We start from the raw sequence: 18,995 nt of genomic DNA, 5'->3' as shown, positions 1-18,995 counted from the left end.
TAAAGCTGCATTCACAGGAGTGAGTAAAATGTATTTTTTCTTTCTTGTCTTACATAAGCTATGGTTTTACGCTTCTGACTATGGGGTTTTGTAGGCTGATGAGGGTTTCTGTGGATTGGATTTCATCGATAGATTGAATGCGATTTATCAACACATGCTGTAACGCTTCTATGGATTGACACATGACTTTAACAAAGATGCTGTAGTTGCCTGTGGTGTAATAGGCTTCGACAACTTCTTCTAGGGCATTAAGCTTGGCTATGGCGGCTGGATAATCTCCAGCGCTTTTAAGATTAATCCCGATAAAACAACAGACATCATAACCTAGGGCTTTGGGATTGACGGTAATTTGTGCCCCAGTAATGATGCCAGCTTGTTTCATTTTTTCCACTCGTACGTGGATGGTGCCAGCGCTAACATTAAAGCGTTTTGCCAGTTCGGCAAAGGGGGTGCGGGCGTCTTGCATTAGGGCTTCAAGAATATGATTGTCGAGTTGGTCGCGCTGAAATGCGGTATCCACGGTGAATGGCCAATTATATGATTAATAATCTATAAATTTACGTCTTCCATTAGATAATAGCCAGCAAAATTACCTAGATAACTAGCAAAAATGAGTTAACAATTGTTAATCTTGCTGGCGTTAGTTAACAGTGTCGGTTGATATTTAACATCCACCAAAAAGTAGGCTAATTAGTTAGCGACTCATGCTATGAAAACCTTCATCTTAAACAGTAGCGTCTTAATACAAAATCGTCTTATTGTTCACCTTCCGGCAGCATAAAGCTGGCATCGGCACTAAAGTGCAACGTATCTTGGGAGTAAGGATGGCAGAAAGTGAGCTCTGCAGCATGAAGTAACAGCCTTGGCGCTAAGCGTTTAGCGAGCGCATCAGCATAGAAGCCATCACCTAGGATAGGATGACCCAGCGCCATCATATGTACCCTGAGTTGGTGAGAGCGCCCAGTAATAGGGCTAAGCTTGACCAATGTAGAGCGCTTACCATAACTAATGATTTTAACTAGCGTGCTGGACGGCTTACCGAGTTTATGATCCACTTTTTGTTTGGGCCTATTTGGCCAATCACAAATTAACGGTAAATCGACACGGGTATGGACAGGGCTTAAGTGACCTGCGACCCTTGCATAATAGACTTTCTTGGTTTCACGGTCATGAAATTGGCGCTTTAGCTCTCGCTCTGCACTGCGTCTCAGTGCTACCACCATGACCCCAGATGTTGCCATGTCTAGCCTGTGGACGATATGCGCGTTAGGAAATTGCGCGAGAACTCGACTGTAGATGCTGTCGCTGTGAGCGGGGTCTCGTCCAGGAACAGACAATAGTCCTGAAGGCTTATTAACCACCAACACGTCTTTATCTTGATGTAAAATCTCAAGCCAAGGTGTCGTAGGGGGCTGGTAAACAAAATCAGTCATAGGGAGTCGTCTGTGGTTAGTGCAAATTCGCCCGCAAAGATACGCTGTCGAGGTAATAGGTGCAAGCGCTTGGGGCTTATGTTTAATGAAGCCAAAGATAAATTCTATTACACTTGGGTCGTTCAGAAGGGAATTATGCTATTTATGGTTTTCTGTTCTTATACCAATCACATTAATTATGTGATCAAACAGAGGGCCTCAAGCTTTTCAATTCAAGGCGCATTAATGCAGTAAGGGTTGCTCCCTTTCAAACCTCATTCTTACACAGGAATGCAACGATGAAGTGGAACGCTTGAGACGCCCCGAGGGGCGGGTTTCAAAGGGGATTTCTCTGCGTTGAAGACTTTTGACATAGCACCACTATGTCTTCAAGCCTCCGCCTTGATTAACCCCCTTTGAACTCCCGCTGAATGACCAGATAATTAATACGATTGGTATTAGCTAATGTTCTCCAGCTGCAACTCAATATCCACTAAAACAAAGAATCAATGAAGAGGTCAGTCCCATGATGAAAATAGGTTTTTTTAGCGCCAAGCATTACGACATAGTGCATTTTTCTGCGATCAATAAAGACTTTGGTGCCCACATTGAATATTTTGACTCTCGGATCTGCATGCAAAATGCCAAGCTTGCTCAAGGATTTGAAGTGGTGTGTGCTTTCGTTAATGATTCTTTATGTGAAGAAGTGTTAATCGAGTTGGCTAAAGGCGGCACTAAAATTCTCGCCATGCGCTGTGCGGGGGTTAACAATGTGGATTTGCTTGCGGCACAGCGCTTAGGGATCACTGTGGTTAACGTGCCAGCCTATTCTCCAGAGTCGGTTGCCGAACATAGCATAGCCTTGATGCTGACCCTAAATCGTAAGATCCATAAGGCCTATCATAGAACACGGGATTCAAACTTCGATTTAAACGGTTTAGTCGGCTTTAATATGCAGGGCAAAACTGTGGGCGTAATAGGCACAGGGAAAATTGGCCTCGCCACCATTAAAATTTTGCTTGGCTTTGGCTGTAAGGTGCTGGCTTTTGATCCTTATCCTAATCAAGCCGTGATTGATTTAGGTATTAGCTATATCGAGCTCGACAGCCTCTATGCCCAGAGTGATATTATCAGCCTGCATTGCCCTCAAACCAAAGATAATCATCACTTACTCAATAATAATAGCTTTGCCAAAATGAAGCCTGGCGTCATGATAATTAATACCAGTCGCGGCGGACTATTGAATGCTTTCGATGCCATGGAAGCCCTTAAAACAGGTAAAATTGGTGCCTTAGGGTTAGATGTTTACGAAAATGAGAAAGGGCTATTTTTTGAGGATAAGTCCAATGAGATTATGCAAGATGATGTATTTAGCCGTCTATCGGCTTGTCATAATGTCATTTTTACTGGCCATCAAGCATTTCTAACCGAAGAGGCGCTCAATGCTATTGCAGAGACGACTTTGACCAACATTCAAACACTGGCCGCAGGGCAAGTGTGTGGTAATGAGTTGCACTAATATAAGTCATGTACTGCTGGGAACAACCATAGCGAGCAAGACTTGTTCTTGCTGTTAATTTATAGCGCTAAATTCAAAATTAGGGTGATATGAAATGAAAGTGATCCAATCCGTGCATGACTTAATCACTAAGACAGGTCCTATGCGCACCCAAGTATACCGCCCTAAAAGTGACGGCCAGTTTGCGAGCATTATCTTTTATTCAGAAATTTTTCAGCAAACGGCGCCAATAGCCAGAATGGCAACTATGCTCGCAGGGCATGGATTTGTGGTGTTAGTACCGGAAATATTTCATGAACTGAATCCCATTGGCACAGTGTTAGGTTATGACGAGGCGGGTAAAAATAAAGGCAATCAAGACAAGTCGATTAAACCCTTAGAGCAACATGATAGTGATACTCAGGCCTTGGTGGATTTTGCGTTAAGCCAGGCCTATTGCAGTAATAAAATTGGGACTATTGGGGTGTGCATTGGTGGGCATCTTGCTTATCGCGCCGCATTAAATGCCGATGTCTGCGCGGCATTTTGTTTATACCCAACTGACATTCACTCAGGCAGTTTACCTAGCCTAGCTGGTAATGACAGCTTAAGCCGCACTAAAGATATTCATGCAGAGCTTGTTATGGTCTTTGGTAAACAAGACCCACACGTTTCCAGTGAAGGGCGTAAAATTATCTATCAAGCATTAGAAGCTCAAGGGATAGATTTTACTTGGCAAGAAGTCAATGCAGAGCACGCCTTTATGCGTGATGAAGATGAACGGTACGATGCTGCCTTAGCATTGCAAATGTATACGCATGCTGTGTCATTATTTAATCGAGTATTAAAATAATAATGTTTCACCTAGGAAATCGCGCTAAATTAAAAGTCTGATATAAGATTAAAATAGAATGTGCTTAATTAAGATTTGTTTGAAATTCATTCGAATTAATTGTCGGCCATGTGAATTAATTGTTAATTGGCGGCTTTGGGCCTAGCAAAGTTGAATCATTTTTTGCTGTAAATATAAGCAAAAAATAAATATCAAAAAATGACTATGCCTTTAGTCTTTGATTTTATTTAACATCTTTATTACAATTTGCGTTTAAAACATTATTGCATGTTACTTATCTGAGATGGGATTTATGTATACCGTCTTTAAATGGAGGTTAATTGTGTTTTATGTTTTACTTTTGGTGTTTGTGTGTTAAAAAACATTCCTCTGCAAGTTAATATCAAATTTTGTAGATAGTGAACACCAAAAAATTAGATTTATAAATTAATCAAGCGTAGTGAAATGCTTGATTTTTAGTCTATGTAGTTTAAAAGACATGAAGGAATGTTAAATGCAAATGCAGAAGTCAATTGTTGCGATGAGTATAACTGCGGCCCTATTAATGGGTTGTGGCAGTGATAAAAAGCCTGTAGTGGAAGTTATCAATACAGCCCCTGTAAGTGAAGATGTGGCATTTAATGCGACTCAATCTATTGCAATTAAGGGCATGTTAAGTGGAAAAGATGCTGAAGGTAATATCACATTTTCTGTGAATGCCGCTGATTTTGCCCACGGTACTTTTACTTTAGTGAATGCTGCTACCGGTGAATTTACGTATTTAACAAACGCTATGGAAGGCAAGGAAGTTGTTCAATTTAAAGTCAGTGATGGAAAATTAGATTCAATGTCAACGTTATCGATTGACATTGAAGGTGGTGATCCACTTTACGTACATCAGTGGCATTTAAATAATTCAGGCCAAAGTGCGTTTGCTATTAATCGTGGTAAAGCGGGTGAAGACATGAATGTGGCTGAGGCAATTGCCCAGAAGACATTTGGTCAAGGCGTTACAGTTGCAGTTGTCGATGATGGCTTGGAAATAGCGCACCCAGATCTTAAAAACAACGTTGTTTCTGGTGGTTCATATAATTTAATCACAGGCACCATAGATTCAACGCCATTTAGTGGCGCTTCAGGACATGGCACTGCCGTTGCTGGTATTATTGCAGCCGAAGGTTGGAATGGCATTGGTGGCCGTGGCGTCGCGCCAAAAGCTAAATTGATCGGCTTTAACTTTTTAGATAGTGATCCAACTGGCGCAGTGACTAGCGTGCAAACGTTTGAGAATTTCGTGAAATCTCACGGCGGTAATTCACTGAGTGACTACGCGCGCGTATTTAATCAAAGCTATGGATACTCGATTCCCTTCCCAGATCTTTTTGATGAAGATGAAAACGAAGTCTATGCCGAAACTTCTACAAAAAGTGCCGACGGGAAAGGAAGTGTTTTTGTGAAGTCTGCTGGTAATGGTTATCAGTATTTCCGTTATTCTGGCACATACTGGATCCCGGGTGATTATTTCTCAGCTCGTGCCTTAGGCGTTCCAGCAAACCAAGGGTTACCTTTCCATAACTCTAATATGACCTCTAGCAACGCTAACGTTTATAACTTAGTTGTCAGTGCGATTAATGCAAAAGGTGAGTTGTCTAGCTACTCTTCCGCAGGGGCAAACATTTTTGTGACAGCACCAGGTGGTGAGTATGGGGAAGATAACCCTGCTATCGTTACTACTGATAGAGAAGGTTGTACTAACGGTTATGCAATTACAGAAGACCGTCCAGGCACACCATTCCACGGTGGTTTACATCCATTGAATCTGGATTGTAACTATACTTCTACTATGAATGGTACCTCTTCTGCAGCCCCTAATACCTCAGGTGCAGTAGCTATGATAATGAGTGCCAACCCAGCACTAACGTGGCGTGATGTGCGTCATGTATTGGCAACGACAGCCACTAAGGTAGATGCAGATATTGCAGCTAAAAAAGTGAAGTTAGGTACAGCTGAAGATGCACTGGAATATACTGCTATCGCAGGCTGGGAAACCAATGCTGCCGGTCTAAATTTCCATAACCTATATGGTTTTGGTCGTGTTGATGTCAGCGCTGCTGTAAAAGCAGCCAAAGAATATAAGACTGATCTAGGTAAGTATGTTGTTACTGATTGGGTGAGCTCTGAGGATCTTGCTAAGGCCATTCCAGATCAAAGCTTAACGGGAGCAACTGACAAGCTTGCCATCGAAGATAACTTGATTGTTGAAGCGGTTCAAATTGAGCTGACTGCAGACCATTTACGTCTTCCTGATCTAGCGGTTGAGTTGATTTCGCCCGCTGGAACTAAGAGCGTTATCATGACTCCATACAATGGTATGGTGTATCAAGGCGTGATGAATGCAACAGATCCTGATGATTTAGTTACTGGCTATAATAAGACTCCTATGCTATCAAACGCATTCTATGGCGAGTCGACTAAAGGCGAATGGACTCTGAAAGTAATAGACGTTAACAGCGGTGATTATAGTTTCATCAAGTACAATGTACGGGGTAGCATTGCCATCCCAAATGAAGCTAATGGTGAGCTAAAAGGTTGGTCAATTCGCTTCCATGGTCACGCAGCTGGTTAATCTAAATTAAGGAGTATAAAGATGAAATTATTAAACTTAACTTTGCTTGCTGCGGCAATCTCAATGTCAGTACAAGCATTTGCGCACGATAAAATAACGTTAACGGAAGATGCAGCGCAAGCTGTAACTAAAGCGAATGTTTCAAGAGCTGACTTTCTTGGATTGGAATCAATTCACTATGTGAAAACAGCTAAAGGCGTGCAAAAAGCCCAAGCTTTGAGCAAAAATCAACAATTAGTGACTGAAAGTGGTTCGCCTTTTGGCACCCTTACAGGCCAATTGGTTGTGAAGCTAAAAGAAGATGTTGATGCGGCTGCATTTGCAAAATCTAAAGGTTTGAAGCTTGAATGGCAGAGTAATAATAACTTAGTTATTTTAGCCACCCCTGAAAATGCTGAACTATTAAGTGTATTAGAGGCCGTAAAAGCTAGCGACAGCGTAGTACGCGCTAAGTTAGATCGTGCAGTTAATAAGAATGAAATTCACTAATATCACGTTTTGGAAACTTTCTTTAGCGGGATAGTTTCCAAATTATGTCGATTAAAGCCAAAAGACCGATATCTTAGAGATATCGGTCTTTTTTTGCAGAAAAACATTTAAAATTATTGCGATTGCTTATCTTCAAGAGCTTCAACGTGAGGGGATACGTCAGTGAGTGGGCTTAATTTGATGACGGCCTTTTGCAGCATTAAGCTATTAGGGTAGGTCATTAAGTCACCCACATCTCGTTTTATCAGCACATGAAAAATACTGATTTCAACGATGACACCTGTTAGGTCTTCATCTTTCTCAACGATGCGGATCCTGTCGCCAATGCGATAGGGAAACACAAAAAATATCAGCACCCCAGCGGTAATATTACTAAGAATCGACCACTGTGCAAATAAGGCGACGCCCAATACGGCAAACGCCGACGACACGAATAATGACACCTCTTGGTAACCTAAGCCTAGGGAGACCGCCATAACAGATGCAGTCACGAAAAACATCAGGTAGGAGATAAGCTGGATAACTAATCGACTGCGAACTTCACTGATTTGCTTGCGATTAGCCTGAGATAAAATCCATTTTTTGACTTGATGCTGGGCAAAGAAGAACACAGCTAAATAACTTAAACTTAATAAAATATGATTCGACATAATCCCATCTGTGACTCATGACTAGAGTAAAAAGCCATTTTACTCCCTTACGCTGCCAGATTGTAGGTCCCCCATGCTAGAATTGCCGATTTGAATATCATCACTCTTATTGAGTGCAAGTTGAGCACAAGCCGAAGCCATGTCAGATATCAAGGTATTACACCAATCCAACGATCAGCTCGGGACCATTTCAGTGATCGATGACGATCATTTTCGGATTCTCTCCTTTGGCGATAACGACGAACAAAGCAAGATGCTGCGGCTTGCCCCCTATATTCCCCAGCACACTTATGTGCAAGCCATGCTGTTGTCCTTACTCTTTATTAAACCTAAGAGTGCCATTATTTTAGGGCTAGGAGGTGGCGCCCTAGTGCATGCACTGCGTCATTGTGATGCTGCCATTAAGCTTACTGCCGTTGAATTAAGAGCGGATGTGATTGAGATAGCTAAACGCTATTTTCAGCTGCCTATAGGCAAAAAATTACAACTTATCAATCAAGATGCTAGCGTGTTTTTACAGGAGAGCCAGCATAAACGAGTCGATGTTATCTACGCCGATATGTATATAGAGCAAGGAGTGGACAAAAATCAGCTAACCCAAAGCTTTATTACGTCTTGTCAGCAGCAACTCAAAGTCGATGGCTTGCTGGTGCTCAATTGCTGGAAAGAGCACAGCCGGGACAGGCAATTACTCGAGCATTTAAAAGCGCAGTTTACTGAGGTATATGCCTGCTTAACCAATGGCGGCAATTGGGTGGTTTTTGCCACCAATACCTTAGGTCGCTTCGAGGCGGCAAACAATAAAACGGCGATACAAGCCTTATCGCAGCAGCTGGAAGTTAATTTGAGCAGAACACTGACCCGATTCGGTCCTTGGGATTAATATCATTTACAAGTTATGCGGTTAATTAAATAGTCGTGGTATAAGACTCTGTATTATGGGTAAAACTCAGTTTAACCATTGTTAATATAGAGTAATATAACAAAAAAATAGCGACCTAAGGTCGCTATTTTTGCTCTTGAATATTGAGTAATTATTGAACCAGTCTCTCGCTCAGTCTATGTAGATTTAATCTGCACATTAAGCTAAAAATCAGTCTAGAAGTTGGTCTTGAAACCGATCTAGAAGTCTAAGTACTGCGGCCAGCCGAGGAGACCACTAAGGCCTTCTTTGTGCTCAAAACGCTCGAGCTTTTCTGGGCTTGCGCCTTGCATCTGCAGCTCGCGGTAACCTTTGGCGAAGTGCAGGGTGCGCAGCAGGCCTTGGGTGTAATGCTTGCTCAGATCTTGGCGTATAGTGTCGGCTAAGTGTTGCGGCAACTTTGCCAGTGCTTGGTCGGTTTGAACCATTAAATAGTCGCTATCGAACCAAGCATCATCTAGCTCAATTTTACCTAAACGCTTCTTAAGATCTTGTCTTACGCCGCTGCCTGCAAATAAGGTGCGGTACAATACGGCTTCAGCCAATACGGCTTCAAGATTGAGGCAGTCGAGTGGGTCGTGATCTGAGCTTAGATAAAACTCGGTCAGTAAGGCGCTAATGGCCTGCTGACGCTTGTGTTCATCTAAGGCATCTTGATAACTCTGCCAGCCTTGCCACTCATCCATATCTGGCGGGCTAGAAACCTTCTCCAGTAGGCTCTGGCTCACATCACCATAGAGTGATTTAGCCGTATTAAGGCTGCTGGCTTGTGTTAATAAGCTCCAGCCCTTTTGAAAACATTTAACCACCCCGTTAGGATCCTTCAACAAGGGTAAAGAAATGGCCGGCTCATCTCCTGTGAGAGAAATAAGCCCAAGGCTTACCACCCCGATGACGTCGTGAGCGGCTTGTTCCAGCAAGTGCATCTTATGCTTGTTGTAAAACTTGTCGGCAAGTTTAAGGCTCATTAAAACGGCCTTACTCTTGATTTGCGACAGCTCTTCTTGGCTAAGTTTTTCTTCACTCTGGCCATAGGCCAGCACTTTAGTTAAATATGGGCCTTGGTTTAGGTCCCGTAATGCCAATTGCATATCTGGGTCCTTAATCTAAAAAGCTAAACATATCATCAACTTCAGCGTATTCGTCCGCCACTTGGTTTTTCTCTTTCGCTTGCAGTACCAGCTCATTAACGAACTTGGAAATAATTTGCTCCCAGCCAGAGCTCTCATTGCGCAGTAAGTTCTTGATGGATTTCGCCACTTCCGGTGCCAGTTCTTGAATTAGCGCCATTAGGCTGCGAGGGTCATCAATGCCTAGGCTGTGGGACTCTTCACTGGCGTGCCAGCTGTCGAAGCCTACCGTGGTGCCATCATCTTCATCGTCATGTAATTCGTGGCCGCCGTCTTCGTTAAATTCACTTGGGGCTAAGATAAGTTCGATAAAAGGTATCGACAAATAGAACAGACCGGCAGGATCTTCTGCAATACACTCTAAAATAGCGGCTTGTTTTTCTTCACTTTCTTGAATGCGAATAAGGTACGTCAAAAATTCAAAGGTGTGAGCGATAAGCTCATCGGCGTTAGTTTTGACTTGCTCTTCCCAGTACAGCGGCTGCTGGCAAACGATGTCGCGAATTTGCTCAGGGCTCATGAGTTCCGACATGATTGACGGGCAAGAAATATCATGATGACTATTAATTTGAGTCAGGGTGACGATATCCATGTGCTCAATCACTTCCACCAATTGGGCATCCGTCATGGTGTTGGCTATGATCTCAAACCGCTTGCTGGCCTGCTTAGGCTCGACGTCGGCAAGTTGTTTTATTTCTTGAGCGGTAATTTCAATCAGACTGGTTGTCATTATCTGTCCTCATCATCGTATTGATCGTAATAGCCTTCTTCTTCGCTATCTTCATCGTCTTCGTCGTCATAATCACTATTTGACTGGCCGTACTCTTCATTGTCGTCATCATTGTCAGATGGCTTGGCCTTTTTCTTGACGCCACTGGCTTCTTGATTGAGCAAATACAATACCGCGCAGCTTTCAATCAGCAAAGATTCGCTGTGGGCCCGTACCGCTTGCACTAAGGGAATATCTGCATTATTAAAGGCGATACTCACCTTGAACTCGTCCCATTCAGGTTGGATGGCGTTATCGAGCCAGTGGGACCACTTAATCATGGATTCAGCCGAGAATTTTACTTGACCAAATAGGGCCACTGGCAAGTATTCAGGCACAGAAGACAGCATGCTGATATCAGCCAGTAACACTTGCTTTATCTGGCGGGTAAAATTGTCCAACGCCTTTGGGGTATCAGGATCATTGTATGACTCGATATTGTCATAGGCATTGCTTTTAAGCTCTTGAATGCGAGCGATATTTAATGATTTGGCCATGGGGTACTCAAGGGTAAAATTGGTCCCACAACTCGCGCATGGCGGTAGTAGGATCTGTCACTATCACATTATTAAAGTCTTTAATGAACGCGTTTCTTAGCTTTTTATCGCTTAGCACGTCATAGGCTTGCTTCACTCTTTGCAGCTGAATTTCGGCTTGCTGTTTTTCCTCATCGGAGGCTAAGAGTAGTTTATCTGGGTGATACTTGTTGGATAAGCGTTTATAGGCTTTTTTTATTTCATCTTCTTTGGCACTGGCTTTGACGCCCAGTACAGTGAAGTGGTTAATCATAAAGGTTACCTGTAGGCGATAATGCTATCGAAACGTCATCCCTGTGAGGATGAATACTTTTAGGGACGGTATTAAGCTGAATGATACCAGAGAAGGCCCATTTGCAGCAATTAACCTAAAATATAAGTCTGTGTGATTAAACACTCAAAAAATAACTCAAAATAGCAATAAAGAGTCCAGTCTTGCTTGAAAAAACTCCAGTTAAAACACTTTTAATAAAAAACACTTTACCTTTGAGAACCCTTTTTGCATAATGCCCCACATCAACAGGGGTGTAGTTCCAATTGGTAGAACAGCGGTCTCCAAAACCGATGGTTGCGAGTTCGAGTCTTGCCACCCCTGCCAAATAAAATAACGGCTTGCATAGCAATATGCGAGCCGTTTTCTTTTGTCTAAAATAAAATACTCAGATAATGACAAGCGTATTCAATTGGCATTGCGCTTTTATCCTGTTGGCTATGTAGACACAGTTAAGGTGCACATAGCCAACAAGATTGGTATTAGTCACTTCACTTAGCGATTTTCACCATTTTTGTCTTTATACATGGCCGCATCGGCTTGCTCAATCATTTGTTCTAATGACTTATCTGTATCATGGGGGAAGCTTGCTACTCCTGCGCTGAATTCAATCTTATAGGGTTTGTTAATTTCAATATTTGTCCTGTCTAATATCTCGCTAAATCGGATCAGAATATCATCTATCTTGTCTTTGCTGGTATCGGTAAGCATGACAACAAACTCATCCCCCCCGAGCCTGCCAATCACATCGCACTCTCGAAAACACTCTTGCAAAGCCTGGGCAAAGGTCGTTAAAGCGAAATCACCTTCATGGTGACCATGTTCATCATTAATAAGCTTAAATTTATTCAGATCAAACAAGATTAATGACACTGACATCTGTTTGCGGCGACAAACTTTAAGGCTGTAATCTGCAAGGGATAAAAAACCACGTCTATTGGAGATCATGGTCAGTTCATCTAAGGTGGCTAATTGAACGGACTTAATTTCTTGCTCTATCATAGCCCCCAGATCGTTTAATAACTGCCGATCTTCGCTATCTAATATCTTGGGTTTAGAATCGATGAGGCACAAAGTGCCTAGATTAATCCCGTGACGTAGTTTAAGGGGGTATCCCGCATAGAAACGAATATTGGGTGCATCTGTCACCAAAGGATTATCGGCGAAGCGCGCATCCTCATTGGTATCGGGAATGATAAACAAGCCATCTTGATTAATGGCATGGCCACAAAAGGAGATTTCTCTTGAGGTTTCTTCGGCATCGAGTCCTTGTTTGGATTTAAACCATTGGCGATTTTCATCAACCAAGCTTACCAATGAAATCTGCACCCCAAACATGCGTTTTGCCATGCGGGTGACCCTATCAAACCTTTCTTCATCTGAGGTATCGAGGATTTGTAATGTCCTTAATGCATGCAGTCTCTCAGCTTCGTTCGCGGGGATTTTCGGTGGGATCATAGTGTGTTTTCCGTCTTAACATTAGCCAATAAAATAAGCATAGCTGCTTGACTGAAAAAAAATGCGCTTTAGTCTGGATAAGATTTTGATTGTTCATTAGCTTTATTCAATAGTGCAACATAACTAATAAGAGCCCTAGATGATAACTTTACTCACTTCCTTGAAATCTAACATGACGTCAGTCTCTGTGATGCAACAGCGCCCGCAGCCTAAACTCATATTATTCACTATGCCGAGCCTAATCGCATTAGCGTTATCAGTGTTGCTAAGCCCTGCACTTTTTGCGAAAACACAGGGTGTTTTAGCTCAAACACAGGTGGCTCAAACACAGGTGATCCATGCTGGGAAATTACTGGCAGTTCCAGGCAAGGCTCCGTTAGCGCAGCAAACCTTAGTGATAAAGGACGGACGGATAACCCATGTTGAAGCGGGCTTTAGACCAGTTTCGCACTATGTAACCGCAAGTGAGCAGGCCCAATTAATCGACTTGTCGAGCCGTTTTGTTATGCCAGGCCTCATGGATATGCATGTTCACTTACAGTCCGAACTTGGCCCTAATAATGATCGCGACACGGTTAAGCTTTCCAATGAAGATTTGGCAATGCAGAGTGTCTTTTTTGCTAAAAAAACTTTGCTAGCAGGGTTTACCACAGTGCGAGATTTGTTAAGTGAGCCTGAGCAAATATATGCGTTACGTGACGGGATAAATAAAGGTTGGATTGACGGGCCAAGGATCATTGCTGCAGCGGGTGTTTCAGTGACAGGTGGGCATTTAGATGCTGATGGTATGGCACATAAACTACTCGAAATCAAATCGATTAAAACTCGCTGTGATGGCCCTTATGAGTGCAGGAAAGTAACCCGAAAAGCGATCAAGTATGGTGCTGATTTGATAAAAATCGCCTCCACTGGTGGCGTGCTGTCCGACACTAATACGGGCACTGGTCAGCAGATGACTCAGGATGAATTAAAGGAAATTGTCGATACCGCCCACAGTCTCGGGAAAAAAGTAGCCAGCCACGCCCATGCCAAAGCCGGCATAGATGCTGCGCTCATGGCGGGCGTCGACAGTATTGAGCATGGGAGCTACGCAGATAAAGGCACGATTAAGTTATTCAAAAAAACCGGCGCATATTTAGTGCCGACCCTGTTGGCTGGCGCAACTGTGGTTGAGATGGCCAATAGCACGGACTTTATGTCGCCAGCGGTGCGCGCCAAAGCGATTCGGGTTGGCGCTGATATGCAACACAACTTCAAAGCCGCCTATGAAGCAGGCGTCAATATTGCTTTTGGCACAGACAGCGGCGTGTCTCGCCATGGAACCAATGCACAAGAAGCCATACTCATGCATCAAGCGGGTATGAGTAATAGTGATATTTTAACCTCTGCGACAGTCAATGGCGCCGACTTGATCGGCATGGGTGATAGTTTAGGTACGCTGGAAGTCGGTAAAATTGCCGATATTATCGCCCTTGAAATGAACCCTCTGGAGCAGATAGAAGCCTTGCTGGACGTCGCATTTGTGATGAAGCAAGGAAAGATTTACAAGCAGTAGGCAGAGCCGTGGCTCAGCACCAAACTGAGTCACAGCAGCCCCTATGAGGTTAACCGCTAAGCTTTGAGTTATCTGCGGTTTTTTTATCGTAATACTCGAAGGGAAACAAGTTTCTGACCTGTTGCACTAGGTTATCGCCGACATTGGCCGAAACATGCAACCGGACGTCGCCTTGTTTTTCGCAGCGTACCGTCATGGAAAGCTTTTCTGCTTTGGCGAGCGCGCGGCAATCTTGTTTGAATTTCTCGGGGATCTTGCCTTTGTGGCTACTGAGCTTGCCATCTTTAAAATGCATTTCAAACAGAGTTAAGCCTTTGTTCGAATTGAATATGAGCTTATAAGCGAGCGCAAATAAAATCAATACAAAGGCTATCTTCAGCACTGTTTCTAACATGTTAATGTCCCTTTTACAGCATCGGCTAATTGATTGAGATATAACATACTGTCTCTGCAAAGAAATGCAAAATATTTCACCCAGATTTTTGCGGCTAACCCCATGCTCACCTCAAGGGGTATCGCGTTATTTTCACACAGATGTAAAATAAATTGTTTGATTGTAACTAAGTGTTGAACTTTTCACCTTGGGCAGCGTAATCTAAGCTCACAGATCCGCATGTGGATTTAAGCGACTTGCTCGCTTAAATGAGTCGCTAAAAAGACTCGTGCTAAATAACCTCAACTCGGGTTAAGAGATGGATAAACGGTAGTGAATTATCAAAAATTCCATCTCTTACATTCAAACTTGAACTTTGCGCTGAAAACAAGGCGAATTTGCGCGTCAATAGCTAGCCTATTGCAAGTGAATTCAACGCAGTTAGCGGTGCAAAGGGCTGTTTGATATGCATTTATTATCCCGAGCTGAGGTTAAATATTCTTCACCACACTGGTCACCCCATATTCTAAGGACAAGAGGTCAATATGAGCGCAGTAAAAACACGCAATGATTGGGAAAGCATGGCACAGGCGCTGTCTATCCAAGGTCAGGCATTCATTAATGGCAAGTATCAAGCCGCCGCTTCCAAACAGACATTCGATTGTTTAAGCCCCATAGATGGCCGCTTGCTCGCCAAAGTCGCCAGTTGCGATCTCGCCGATGCTAATTTAGCCGTGGATAATGCCAGAGACGTATTTGAAGCCGGCACTTGGTCACAACTGCCGCCGGTTAAGCGCAAGCAAGTATTAATACGTTTTGCCGAGCTGATGGAAGAAAATGCCGATGAATTAGCGCTGCTTGAAACCTTGGACATGGGGAAACCCATACGTTATTCAAAATCTGTGGATGTGATGGCCGCCGCCAGAGCCATACGTTGGTGCGGTGAAGCCGTTGATAAAATTTACGATGAGATTGCGCCGACAGCACACAATGAAATTGGCATGATAACCCGTGAACCTGTGGGGGTGGTGGCGGCCATAGTGCCGTGGAATTTCCCTATGATCATGGCCAGTTGGAAATTAGGTCCAGCACTCGCCACAGGCAATAGCGTGATTTTAAAGCCTTCTGAAAAATCACCATTGACCGCCATTCGTCTGGCTCAGCTGGCATTGGATGCGGGCATGCCCGCTGGCGTGCTCAATGTGTTGCCAGGTTTTGGTCACACTGTGGGTAAAGCCTTGGCGCTGCACATGGATGTGGACACCTTAGTGTTCACAGGTTCAACCAAGATTGCCAAGCAGTTAATGATCTACGCGGGTGAATCAAATATGAAGCGGGTCTGGCTGGAGGCAGGCGGTAAGAGCCCGAACATAGTCTTTAATGATGCGCCGAATTTACAAGCCGCCGCAGAAGCTGCTGCCAGCGCCATCGCCTTTAACCAAGGGGAAGTCTGCACCGCAGGCTCCAGATTATTGGTGGAATCAGGCATTAAAGATGAGCTGATTGCCTTAATTGCTAAAGAGTTTGAAGGCTGGCAACCGGGTAACCCATTGGATCCTGCCACCACCTGCGGCGCCATGGTGGACAAGCAGCAGCTAGACAATGTATTAGGTTATATTCAAGCGGGTAAAAAAGAAGGGGCGGCCGTGGTGTCTGGTGGCTCACAAGTGCTGGCAGATACCGGCGGGGTTTATGTGCAGCCGACTATTTTTAGCGGCGTCACCAATCAGATGACCATAGCCAAGGAAGAGATTTTCGGCCCAGTGCTCGCGGTAATCGAATTCGAAGGCATGGAGCAAGCCATAGAAATTGCCAACGACACCATTTACGGCTTAGCGGCAGGGGTGTGGACCAGTAACTTGAGTAAGGCCCATAAAACCGCCAAAGCACTGCGCTCTGGCATGGTGTGGATCAATCATTACGACGGCGGTGACATGACGGCGCCATTCGGTGGTTATAAACAGTCAGGCAATGGCCGAGATAAATCTTTGCATGCGTTTGATAAATATACTGAAATTAAAGCAACCTGGATAGCGCTCGATTAAGAGTGCCAGGCTTAAATGTTGCAACTATTAAATTTGAATTAACAAGGGCTTAACTTCTTGCCTGAGGTTAATATTGAGTGTAGTGTGGGAAAAATGGCCAATATATTTAGCACTAGTGCTTTGTTATTGCGCTATTTATAGCATCCAGGGTATGTGGGAATAGTAGGATTACTTAAGGTGAGATATGACAAGCTCCAAGCTTCCTCTGATCGGTGTCGTTGCCTGCAATAGTCAGCTCGGATTGCACCCTTTTTCTATTGTTGGCGAGAAATATTTACTCAGTGTGGTCGAGGGCTCGGGAGGCTGGCCTTTGGTTATTCCCTCCTTGGGCGGCGCTCAGCCTATCGCCGCCATACTCGACAGCCTAGACGGCATACTCTTTACCGGTTCACCTTCCAATGTTGAACCTCACCATTATCAAGGGCCTGCCAGCAGCGAAGGAACCCATCATGATCCTAATCGCGACGCCAGTACCTTGCCGTTGATCAAAGCGGCCGTCGCGGCGGGAGTGCCTATATTAGGCGTCTGCCGAGGCTTTCAAGAAATGAATGTCGCCTACGGTGGCAGCTTGTACCAAAAACTCCATGAGATAGGTGAATTTATTGAGCACAGGGAAGATAAAACAGCCCCTTTAGATGTGCAATATGGCTTAGCTCATGAAATCAAGATTGAAACAGACAGCCTGTTGTTTAAGGCCTGGGGGCAAGCAAAGGCCCAAGTCAATTCAGTTCATACCCAAGGCGTCGAACGTCTTGGTGTCGGGCTTCGGATAGAAGCCCGCGCGCCAGATGGTTTAATCGAAGCCTTCTCAGTGATTGACGCCAAGTCTTTTGCCTTAGGCGTCCAATGGCATCCCGAATGGAAAGTTACCGAAAATCCGTTTTACTCATCGATTTTCAAGTCCTTTGGTGATGCGTGCAGAAATCGTGCTACAACCCGAGCGAGATAAACATGGATAAACTCATAGCGTTTTTAAAAGAAAAAAAAATTACCGAAGTAGAATGTGTCATCAGTGACATGACAGGCATAGCCAGGGGCAAAATCGCCCCAGTGGATAAGTTTGTCTCTGAGCGTGGCATGCGCTTACCTGAATCTGTATTGCTACAGACAGTGACGGGCGATTACATCAAAGAAGATATTTACTACCAGTTACTCGATGATGCCGAGGTGGACTTTAATTGTGTCCCCGATGAGAACGCAGTATTTATGTTGCCTTGGACCGCAGAAGCCACGGCGCAGGTCATCCATGATTGCTACGATAGAATGGGTAACCCCATAGAGCTATCACCGCGCAACGTGCTTAAAAAAGTCATCGCCCTCTATGACGAGAAAGGCTGGGAGCCAGTGATTGCCCCTGAGATGGAGTTTTATTTAACCCTGCGCAGTGACGATCATGATTTACCCCTTAAGCCGCCAATAGGCCGTTCTGGCAGACCAGAAGCGGGGCGTCAGTCCTTCTCTATCGATGCCGCTAACGAGTACGACCCCTTATTTGAAGACATGTACGATTGGTGTGAAATTCAAGGGCTGGATATCGATACCTTGATCCATGAAGATGGCCCAGCGCAGATGGAGATTAACTTCAGCCACGGTAATGCCCTTAATCTGGCGGACCAAGTGTTTGTGTTTAAACGTACCTTGCGTGAAGCCGCCCTTAAGCACAATGTGTGCGTGACCTTTATGGCCAAACCTGTCACCGACGAGCCTGGCAGTGCCATGCATATTCACCAGAGCATAATCAACAAAGACACAGGTAAAAATATCTTCACCAACGATGATGGCACTAAAAGCGTGTTGTTTTTAGGCTATATCGCAGGGTTGCAGAAATACATTCCTGAATTGTTGCCGCTAATGGCGCCTAATGCTAATTCATTTAGACGTTTCTTACCGGGCACTTCTGCGCCAGTAAACTTAGAGTGGGGCGATGAAAACCGCACTTGTGGCCTGCGCATTCCTGAATCATCACCGCAAAATCGCCGTATCGAAAACCGCATACCTGGGGCGGATGCCAACTGTTATCTGGCCATAGCCGCAAGTCTGTTATGTGGTTATATCGGCATGGTGGATGAGCTTAAACCGTCGACGCCAGTGCAGGGGCGTGCCAACGAGAGCCGCACCAATAACCCTAATTGCCTGCCAGTGACCTTAGAAGAAGCGCTCGCGGCTATGCAGGACAGTGATGCCTGTAAAACCTATTTAGGCGAGGCCTTCACCACGGGCTTTATTGCAGTAAAACAGGCCGAACTTGAGAATTTCCGCCGGGTGGTGAGCTCGTGGGAACGTGAGTTTCTATTGTTGACTGTATAATTTTTTGGAGCATCATTTGAGCGAGAGGCTGGCGTTATTTTCAGCATGAACAATGAGTTTTTATGCAAATAGAGTATAGCCTCTAGCCAAATGCGATTTTTTTGATAAAATCCGCGCCTTAA

19 protein-coding genes and 1 tRNA gene are annotated in these 18,995 nt (G+C 44.3%); 11 read left to right on the top strand and 9 right to left on the bottom strand.

Translation table 11 applies throughout. The features are described 5' to 3' along the window. Nucleotides 1–58: 58 nt before the first annotated feature. The gene (gene asnC, locus SDEN_RS15865; protein ID WP_011497473.1) at nucleotides 59–520 is read right to left on the bottom strand and encodes a transcriptional regulator AsnC; all 462 of its coding nucleotides are present in this window, start codon (nucleotides 518–520) and stop codon (nucleotides 59–61) included. A gap of 235 nt (nucleotides 521–755) precedes the next feature. Next, nucleotides 756–1,433 (bottom strand): bifunctional tRNA pseudouridine(32) synthase/23S rRNA pseudouridine(746) synthase RluA, encoded by a 678-nt coding sequence (gene rluA, locus SDEN_RS15860; protein WP_011497472.1) that lies wholly within the window; start codon nucleotides 1,431–1,433, stop codon nucleotides 756–758. A gap of 508 nt (nucleotides 1,434–1,941) precedes the next feature. Here rluA and SDEN_RS15855 point away from each other — a divergent pair. From SDEN_RS15855 to SDEN_RS15840, 4 genes are all read left to right on the top strand, one after another. After that, nucleotides 1,942–2,931, top strand: a complete 990-nt coding sequence (locus SDEN_RS15855; protein ID WP_041406448.1) for a 2-hydroxyacid dehydrogenase — start codon at nucleotides 1,942–1,944, stop codon at nucleotides 2,929–2,931. A 94-nt stretch (nucleotides 2,932–3,025) separates the two neighbouring features. Next, on the top strand, nucleotides 3,026–3,763 hold the full coding sequence (locus SDEN_RS15850) for a dienelactone hydrolase family protein (RefSeq protein ID WP_011497470.1): 738 nt from the start codon (nucleotides 3,026–3,028) through the stop codon (nucleotides 3,761–3,763). Nucleotides 3,764–4,262: 499 nt separating this feature from the next. Beyond that, nucleotides 4,263–6,368: a S8 family serine peptidase gene (locus SDEN_RS15845; RefSeq protein WP_041406447.1), complete on the top strand. Its 2,106-nt coding sequence runs from the start codon at nucleotides 4,263–4,265 to the stop codon at nucleotides 6,366–6,368. Nucleotides 6,369–6,389: 21 nt separating this feature from the next. After that, nucleotides 6,390–6,857, top strand: coding sequence for a hypothetical protein (locus SDEN_RS15840; protein ID WP_011497468.1), 468 nt, complete (start codon nucleotides 6,390–6,392; stop codon nucleotides 6,855–6,857). Nucleotides 6,858–6,970: 113 nt separating this feature from the next. Here SDEN_RS15840 and SDEN_RS15835 read toward each other — a convergent pair whose 3' ends face one another. Next, a complete protein-coding gene (locus tag SDEN_RS15835) occupies nucleotides 6,971–7,507 on the bottom strand; it encodes a mechanosensitive ion channel domain-containing protein (protein ID WP_011497467.1) in 537 nt (178 codons plus the stop codon). Between the two features lie 139 nt (nucleotides 7,508–7,646). On the opposite strand from SDEN_RS15835, the gene SDEN_RS15830 reads away from it, so the two are divergent. Next, the gene (locus tag SDEN_RS15830; protein WP_011497466.1) at nucleotides 7,647–8,390 is read left to right on the top strand and encodes a spermidine synthase; all 744 of its coding nucleotides are present in this window, start codon (nucleotides 7,647–7,649) and stop codon (nucleotides 8,388–8,390) included. A gap of 239 nt (nucleotides 8,391–8,629) precedes the next feature. Here the strand turns inward: SDEN_RS15830 and SDEN_RS15825 are convergent, their stop codons facing one another. From SDEN_RS15825 to SDEN_RS15810, 4 genes are read right to left on the bottom strand one after another with little or no spacing between them, the layout of a single operon-like run. Beyond that, a complete protein-coding gene (locus SDEN_RS15825; RefSeq protein ID WP_011497465.1) occupies nucleotides 8,630–9,520 on the bottom strand; it encodes a cold adaptation protein AtcC in 891 nt (296 codons plus the stop codon). A 10-nt stretch (nucleotides 9,521–9,530) separates the two neighbouring features. After that, complete coding sequence (locus tag SDEN_RS15820; RefSeq protein ID WP_011497464.1) at nucleotides 9,531–10,289, bottom strand: cold adaptation protein AtcB; 759 nt, start codon at nucleotides 10,287–10,289, stop codon at nucleotides 9,531–9,533. Further along, nucleotides 10,289–10,825: a cold adaptation protein AtcA gene (locus SDEN_RS15815; RefSeq protein WP_011497463.1), complete on the bottom strand. Its 537-nt coding sequence runs from the start codon at nucleotides 10,823–10,825 to the stop codon at nucleotides 10,289–10,291. The genes SDEN_RS15820 and SDEN_RS15815 overlap by 1 nt, the downstream gene beginning before the upstream one ends. Nucleotides 10,826–10,832: 7 nt before the next feature. Beyond that, on the bottom strand, nucleotides 10,833–11,117 hold the full coding sequence (locus SDEN_RS15810; RefSeq protein ID WP_011497462.1) for a cold adaptation protein ActJcold adaptation protein ActJ: 285 nt from the start codon (nucleotides 11,115–11,117) through the stop codon (nucleotides 10,833–10,835). A 268-nt stretch (nucleotides 11,118–11,385) separates the two neighbouring features. Here SDEN_RS15810 and SDEN_RS15805 point away from each other — a divergent pair. Together SDEN_RS15805 and SDEN_RS20970 are read left to right on the top strand one after the other, a co-directional pair. Beyond that, nucleotides 11,386–11,462, top strand: a tRNA-Trp gene (locus SDEN_RS15805). Nucleotides 11,463–11,505: 43 nt separating this feature from the next. Further along, nucleotides 11,506–11,634, top strand: a complete 129-nt coding sequence (locus SDEN_RS20970; protein ID WP_269571441.1) for a hypothetical protein — start codon at nucleotides 11,506–11,508, stop codon at nucleotides 11,632–11,634. Here SDEN_RS20970 and SDEN_RS15800 read toward each other — a convergent pair. Further along, a complete protein-coding gene (locus SDEN_RS15800) occupies nucleotides 11,631–12,593 on the bottom strand; it encodes a sensor domain-containing diguanylate cyclase (protein WP_011497461.1) in 963 nt (320 codons plus the stop codon). The two genes, SDEN_RS20970 and SDEN_RS15800, sit on opposite strands and share 4 nt — an antisense overlap. Nucleotides 12,594–12,822: 229 nt before the next feature. On the opposite strand from SDEN_RS15800, the gene SDEN_RS15795 reads away from it, so the two are divergent. Next, nucleotides 12,823–14,148: a metal-dependent hydrolase family protein gene (locus SDEN_RS15795; RefSeq protein ID WP_041406445.1), complete on the top strand. Its 1,326-nt coding sequence runs from the start codon at nucleotides 12,823–12,825 to the stop codon at nucleotides 14,146–14,148. Nucleotides 14,149–14,197: 49 nt separating this feature from the next. Here the strand turns inward: SDEN_RS15795 and SDEN_RS15790 are convergent, their stop codons facing one another. Beyond that, nucleotides 14,198–14,542 carry a DUF3634 family protein gene (locus tag SDEN_RS15790; protein WP_011497459.1) on the bottom strand — a complete coding sequence of 115 codons (345 nt, stop codon included), beginning with the start codon at nucleotides 14,540–14,542 and terminating at the stop codon, nucleotides 14,198–14,200. A gap of 524 nt (nucleotides 14,543–15,066) precedes the next feature. Here SDEN_RS15790 and SDEN_RS15785 point away from each other — a divergent pair. The 3 genes from SDEN_RS15785 (at nucleotide 15,067) to SDEN_RS15775 (ending at nucleotide 18,873) form a co-directional block, all read left to right on the top strand. Then, the gene (locus tag SDEN_RS15785; RefSeq protein ID WP_011497458.1) at nucleotides 15,067–16,566 is read left to right on the top strand and encodes an aldehyde dehydrogenase; all 1,500 of its coding nucleotides are present in this window, start codon (nucleotides 15,067–15,069) and stop codon (nucleotides 16,564–16,566) included. Between the two features lie 184 nt (nucleotides 16,567–16,750). Next, nucleotides 16,751–17,515 carry a gamma-glutamyl-gamma-aminobutyrate hydrolase family protein gene (locus SDEN_RS15780; RefSeq protein WP_011497457.1) on the top strand — a complete coding sequence of 255 codons (765 nt, stop codon included), beginning with the start codon at nucleotides 16,751–16,753 and terminating at the stop codon, nucleotides 17,513–17,515. Nucleotides 17,516–17,517: 2 nt separating this feature from the next. Then, complete coding sequence (locus tag SDEN_RS15775) at nucleotides 17,518–18,873, top strand: glutamine synthetase family protein (protein ID WP_011497456.1); 1,356 nt, start codon at nucleotides 17,518–17,520, stop codon at nucleotides 18,871–18,873. Nucleotides 18,874–18,995: the final 122 nt, after the last annotated feature.

Source organism: Shewanella denitrificans OS217 (genome assembly GCF_000013765.1).
GTDB lineage: Bacteria > Pseudomonadota > Gammaproteobacteria > Enterobacterales > Shewanellaceae > Shewanella > Shewanella denitrificans.
This window is presented reverse-complemented; position numbering and strand designations above follow the sequence as displayed.

Bases quoted from the DNA above. Each gene is read 5' to 3' on its own strand.
- rluA (WP_011497472.1), bottom strand. From the start codon at position 1,433: ATGACTGATTTTGTTTACCAGCCCCCTACGACACCTTGGCTTGAGATT.
- SDEN_RS15855 (WP_041406448.1), top strand. From the start codon at position 1,942: ATGAAAATAGGTTTTTTTAGCGCCAAGCATTACGACATAGTGCATTTT.
- SDEN_RS15850 (WP_011497470.1), top strand. From the start codon at position 3,026: ATGAAAGTGATCCAATCCGTGCATGACTTAATCACTAAGACAGGTCCT.
- SDEN_RS15845 (WP_041406447.1), top strand. From the start codon at position 4,263: ATGCAGAAGTCAATTGTTGCGATGAGTATAACTGCGGCCCTATTAATG.
- SDEN_RS15840 (WP_011497468.1), top strand. From the start codon at position 6,390: ATGAAATTATTAAACTTAACTTTGCTTGCTGCGGCAATCTCAATGTCA.
- SDEN_RS15835 (WP_011497467.1), bottom strand. From the start codon at position 7,507: ATGTCGAATCATATTTTATTAAGTTTAAGTTATTTAGCTGTGTTCTTC.
- SDEN_RS15830 (WP_011497466.1), top strand. From the start codon at position 7,647: ATGTCAGATATCAAGGTATTACACCAATCCAACGATCAGCTCGGGACC.
- SDEN_RS15825 (WP_011497465.1), bottom strand. From the start codon at position 9,520: ATGCAATTGGCATTACGGGACCTAAACCAAGGCCCATATTTAACTAAA.
- SDEN_RS15820 (WP_011497464.1), bottom strand. From the start codon at position 10,289: ATGACAACCAGTCTGATTGAAATTACCGCTCAAGAAATAAAACAACTT.
- SDEN_RS15815 (WP_011497463.1), bottom strand. From the start codon at position 10,825: ATGGCCAAATCATTAAATATCGCTCGCATTCAAGAGCTTAAAAGCAAT.
- SDEN_RS15810 (WP_011497462.1), bottom strand. From the start codon at position 11,117: ATGATTAACCACTTCACTGTACTGGGCGTCAAAGCCAGTGCCAAAGAA.
- SDEN_RS15800 (WP_011497461.1), bottom strand. From the start codon at position 12,593: ATGATCCCACCGAAAATCCCCGCGAACGAAGCTGAGAGACTGCATGCA.
- SDEN_RS15795 (WP_041406445.1), top strand. From the start codon at position 12,823: ATGCCGAGCCTAATCGCATTAGCGTTATCAGTGTTGCTAAGCCCTGCA.
- SDEN_RS15790 (WP_011497459.1), bottom strand. From the start codon at position 14,542: ATGTTAGAAACAGTGCTGAAGATAGCCTTTGTATTGATTTTATTTGCG.
- SDEN_RS15785 (WP_011497458.1), top strand. From the start codon at position 15,067: ATGAGCGCAGTAAAAACACGCAATGATTGGGAAAGCATGGCACAGGCG.
- SDEN_RS15780 (WP_011497457.1), top strand. From the start codon at position 16,751: ATGACAAGCTCCAAGCTTCCTCTGATCGGTGTCGTTGCCTGCAATAGT.
- SDEN_RS15775 (WP_011497456.1), top strand. From the start codon at position 17,518: ATGGATAAACTCATAGCGTTTTTAAAAGAAAAAAAAATTACCGAAGTA.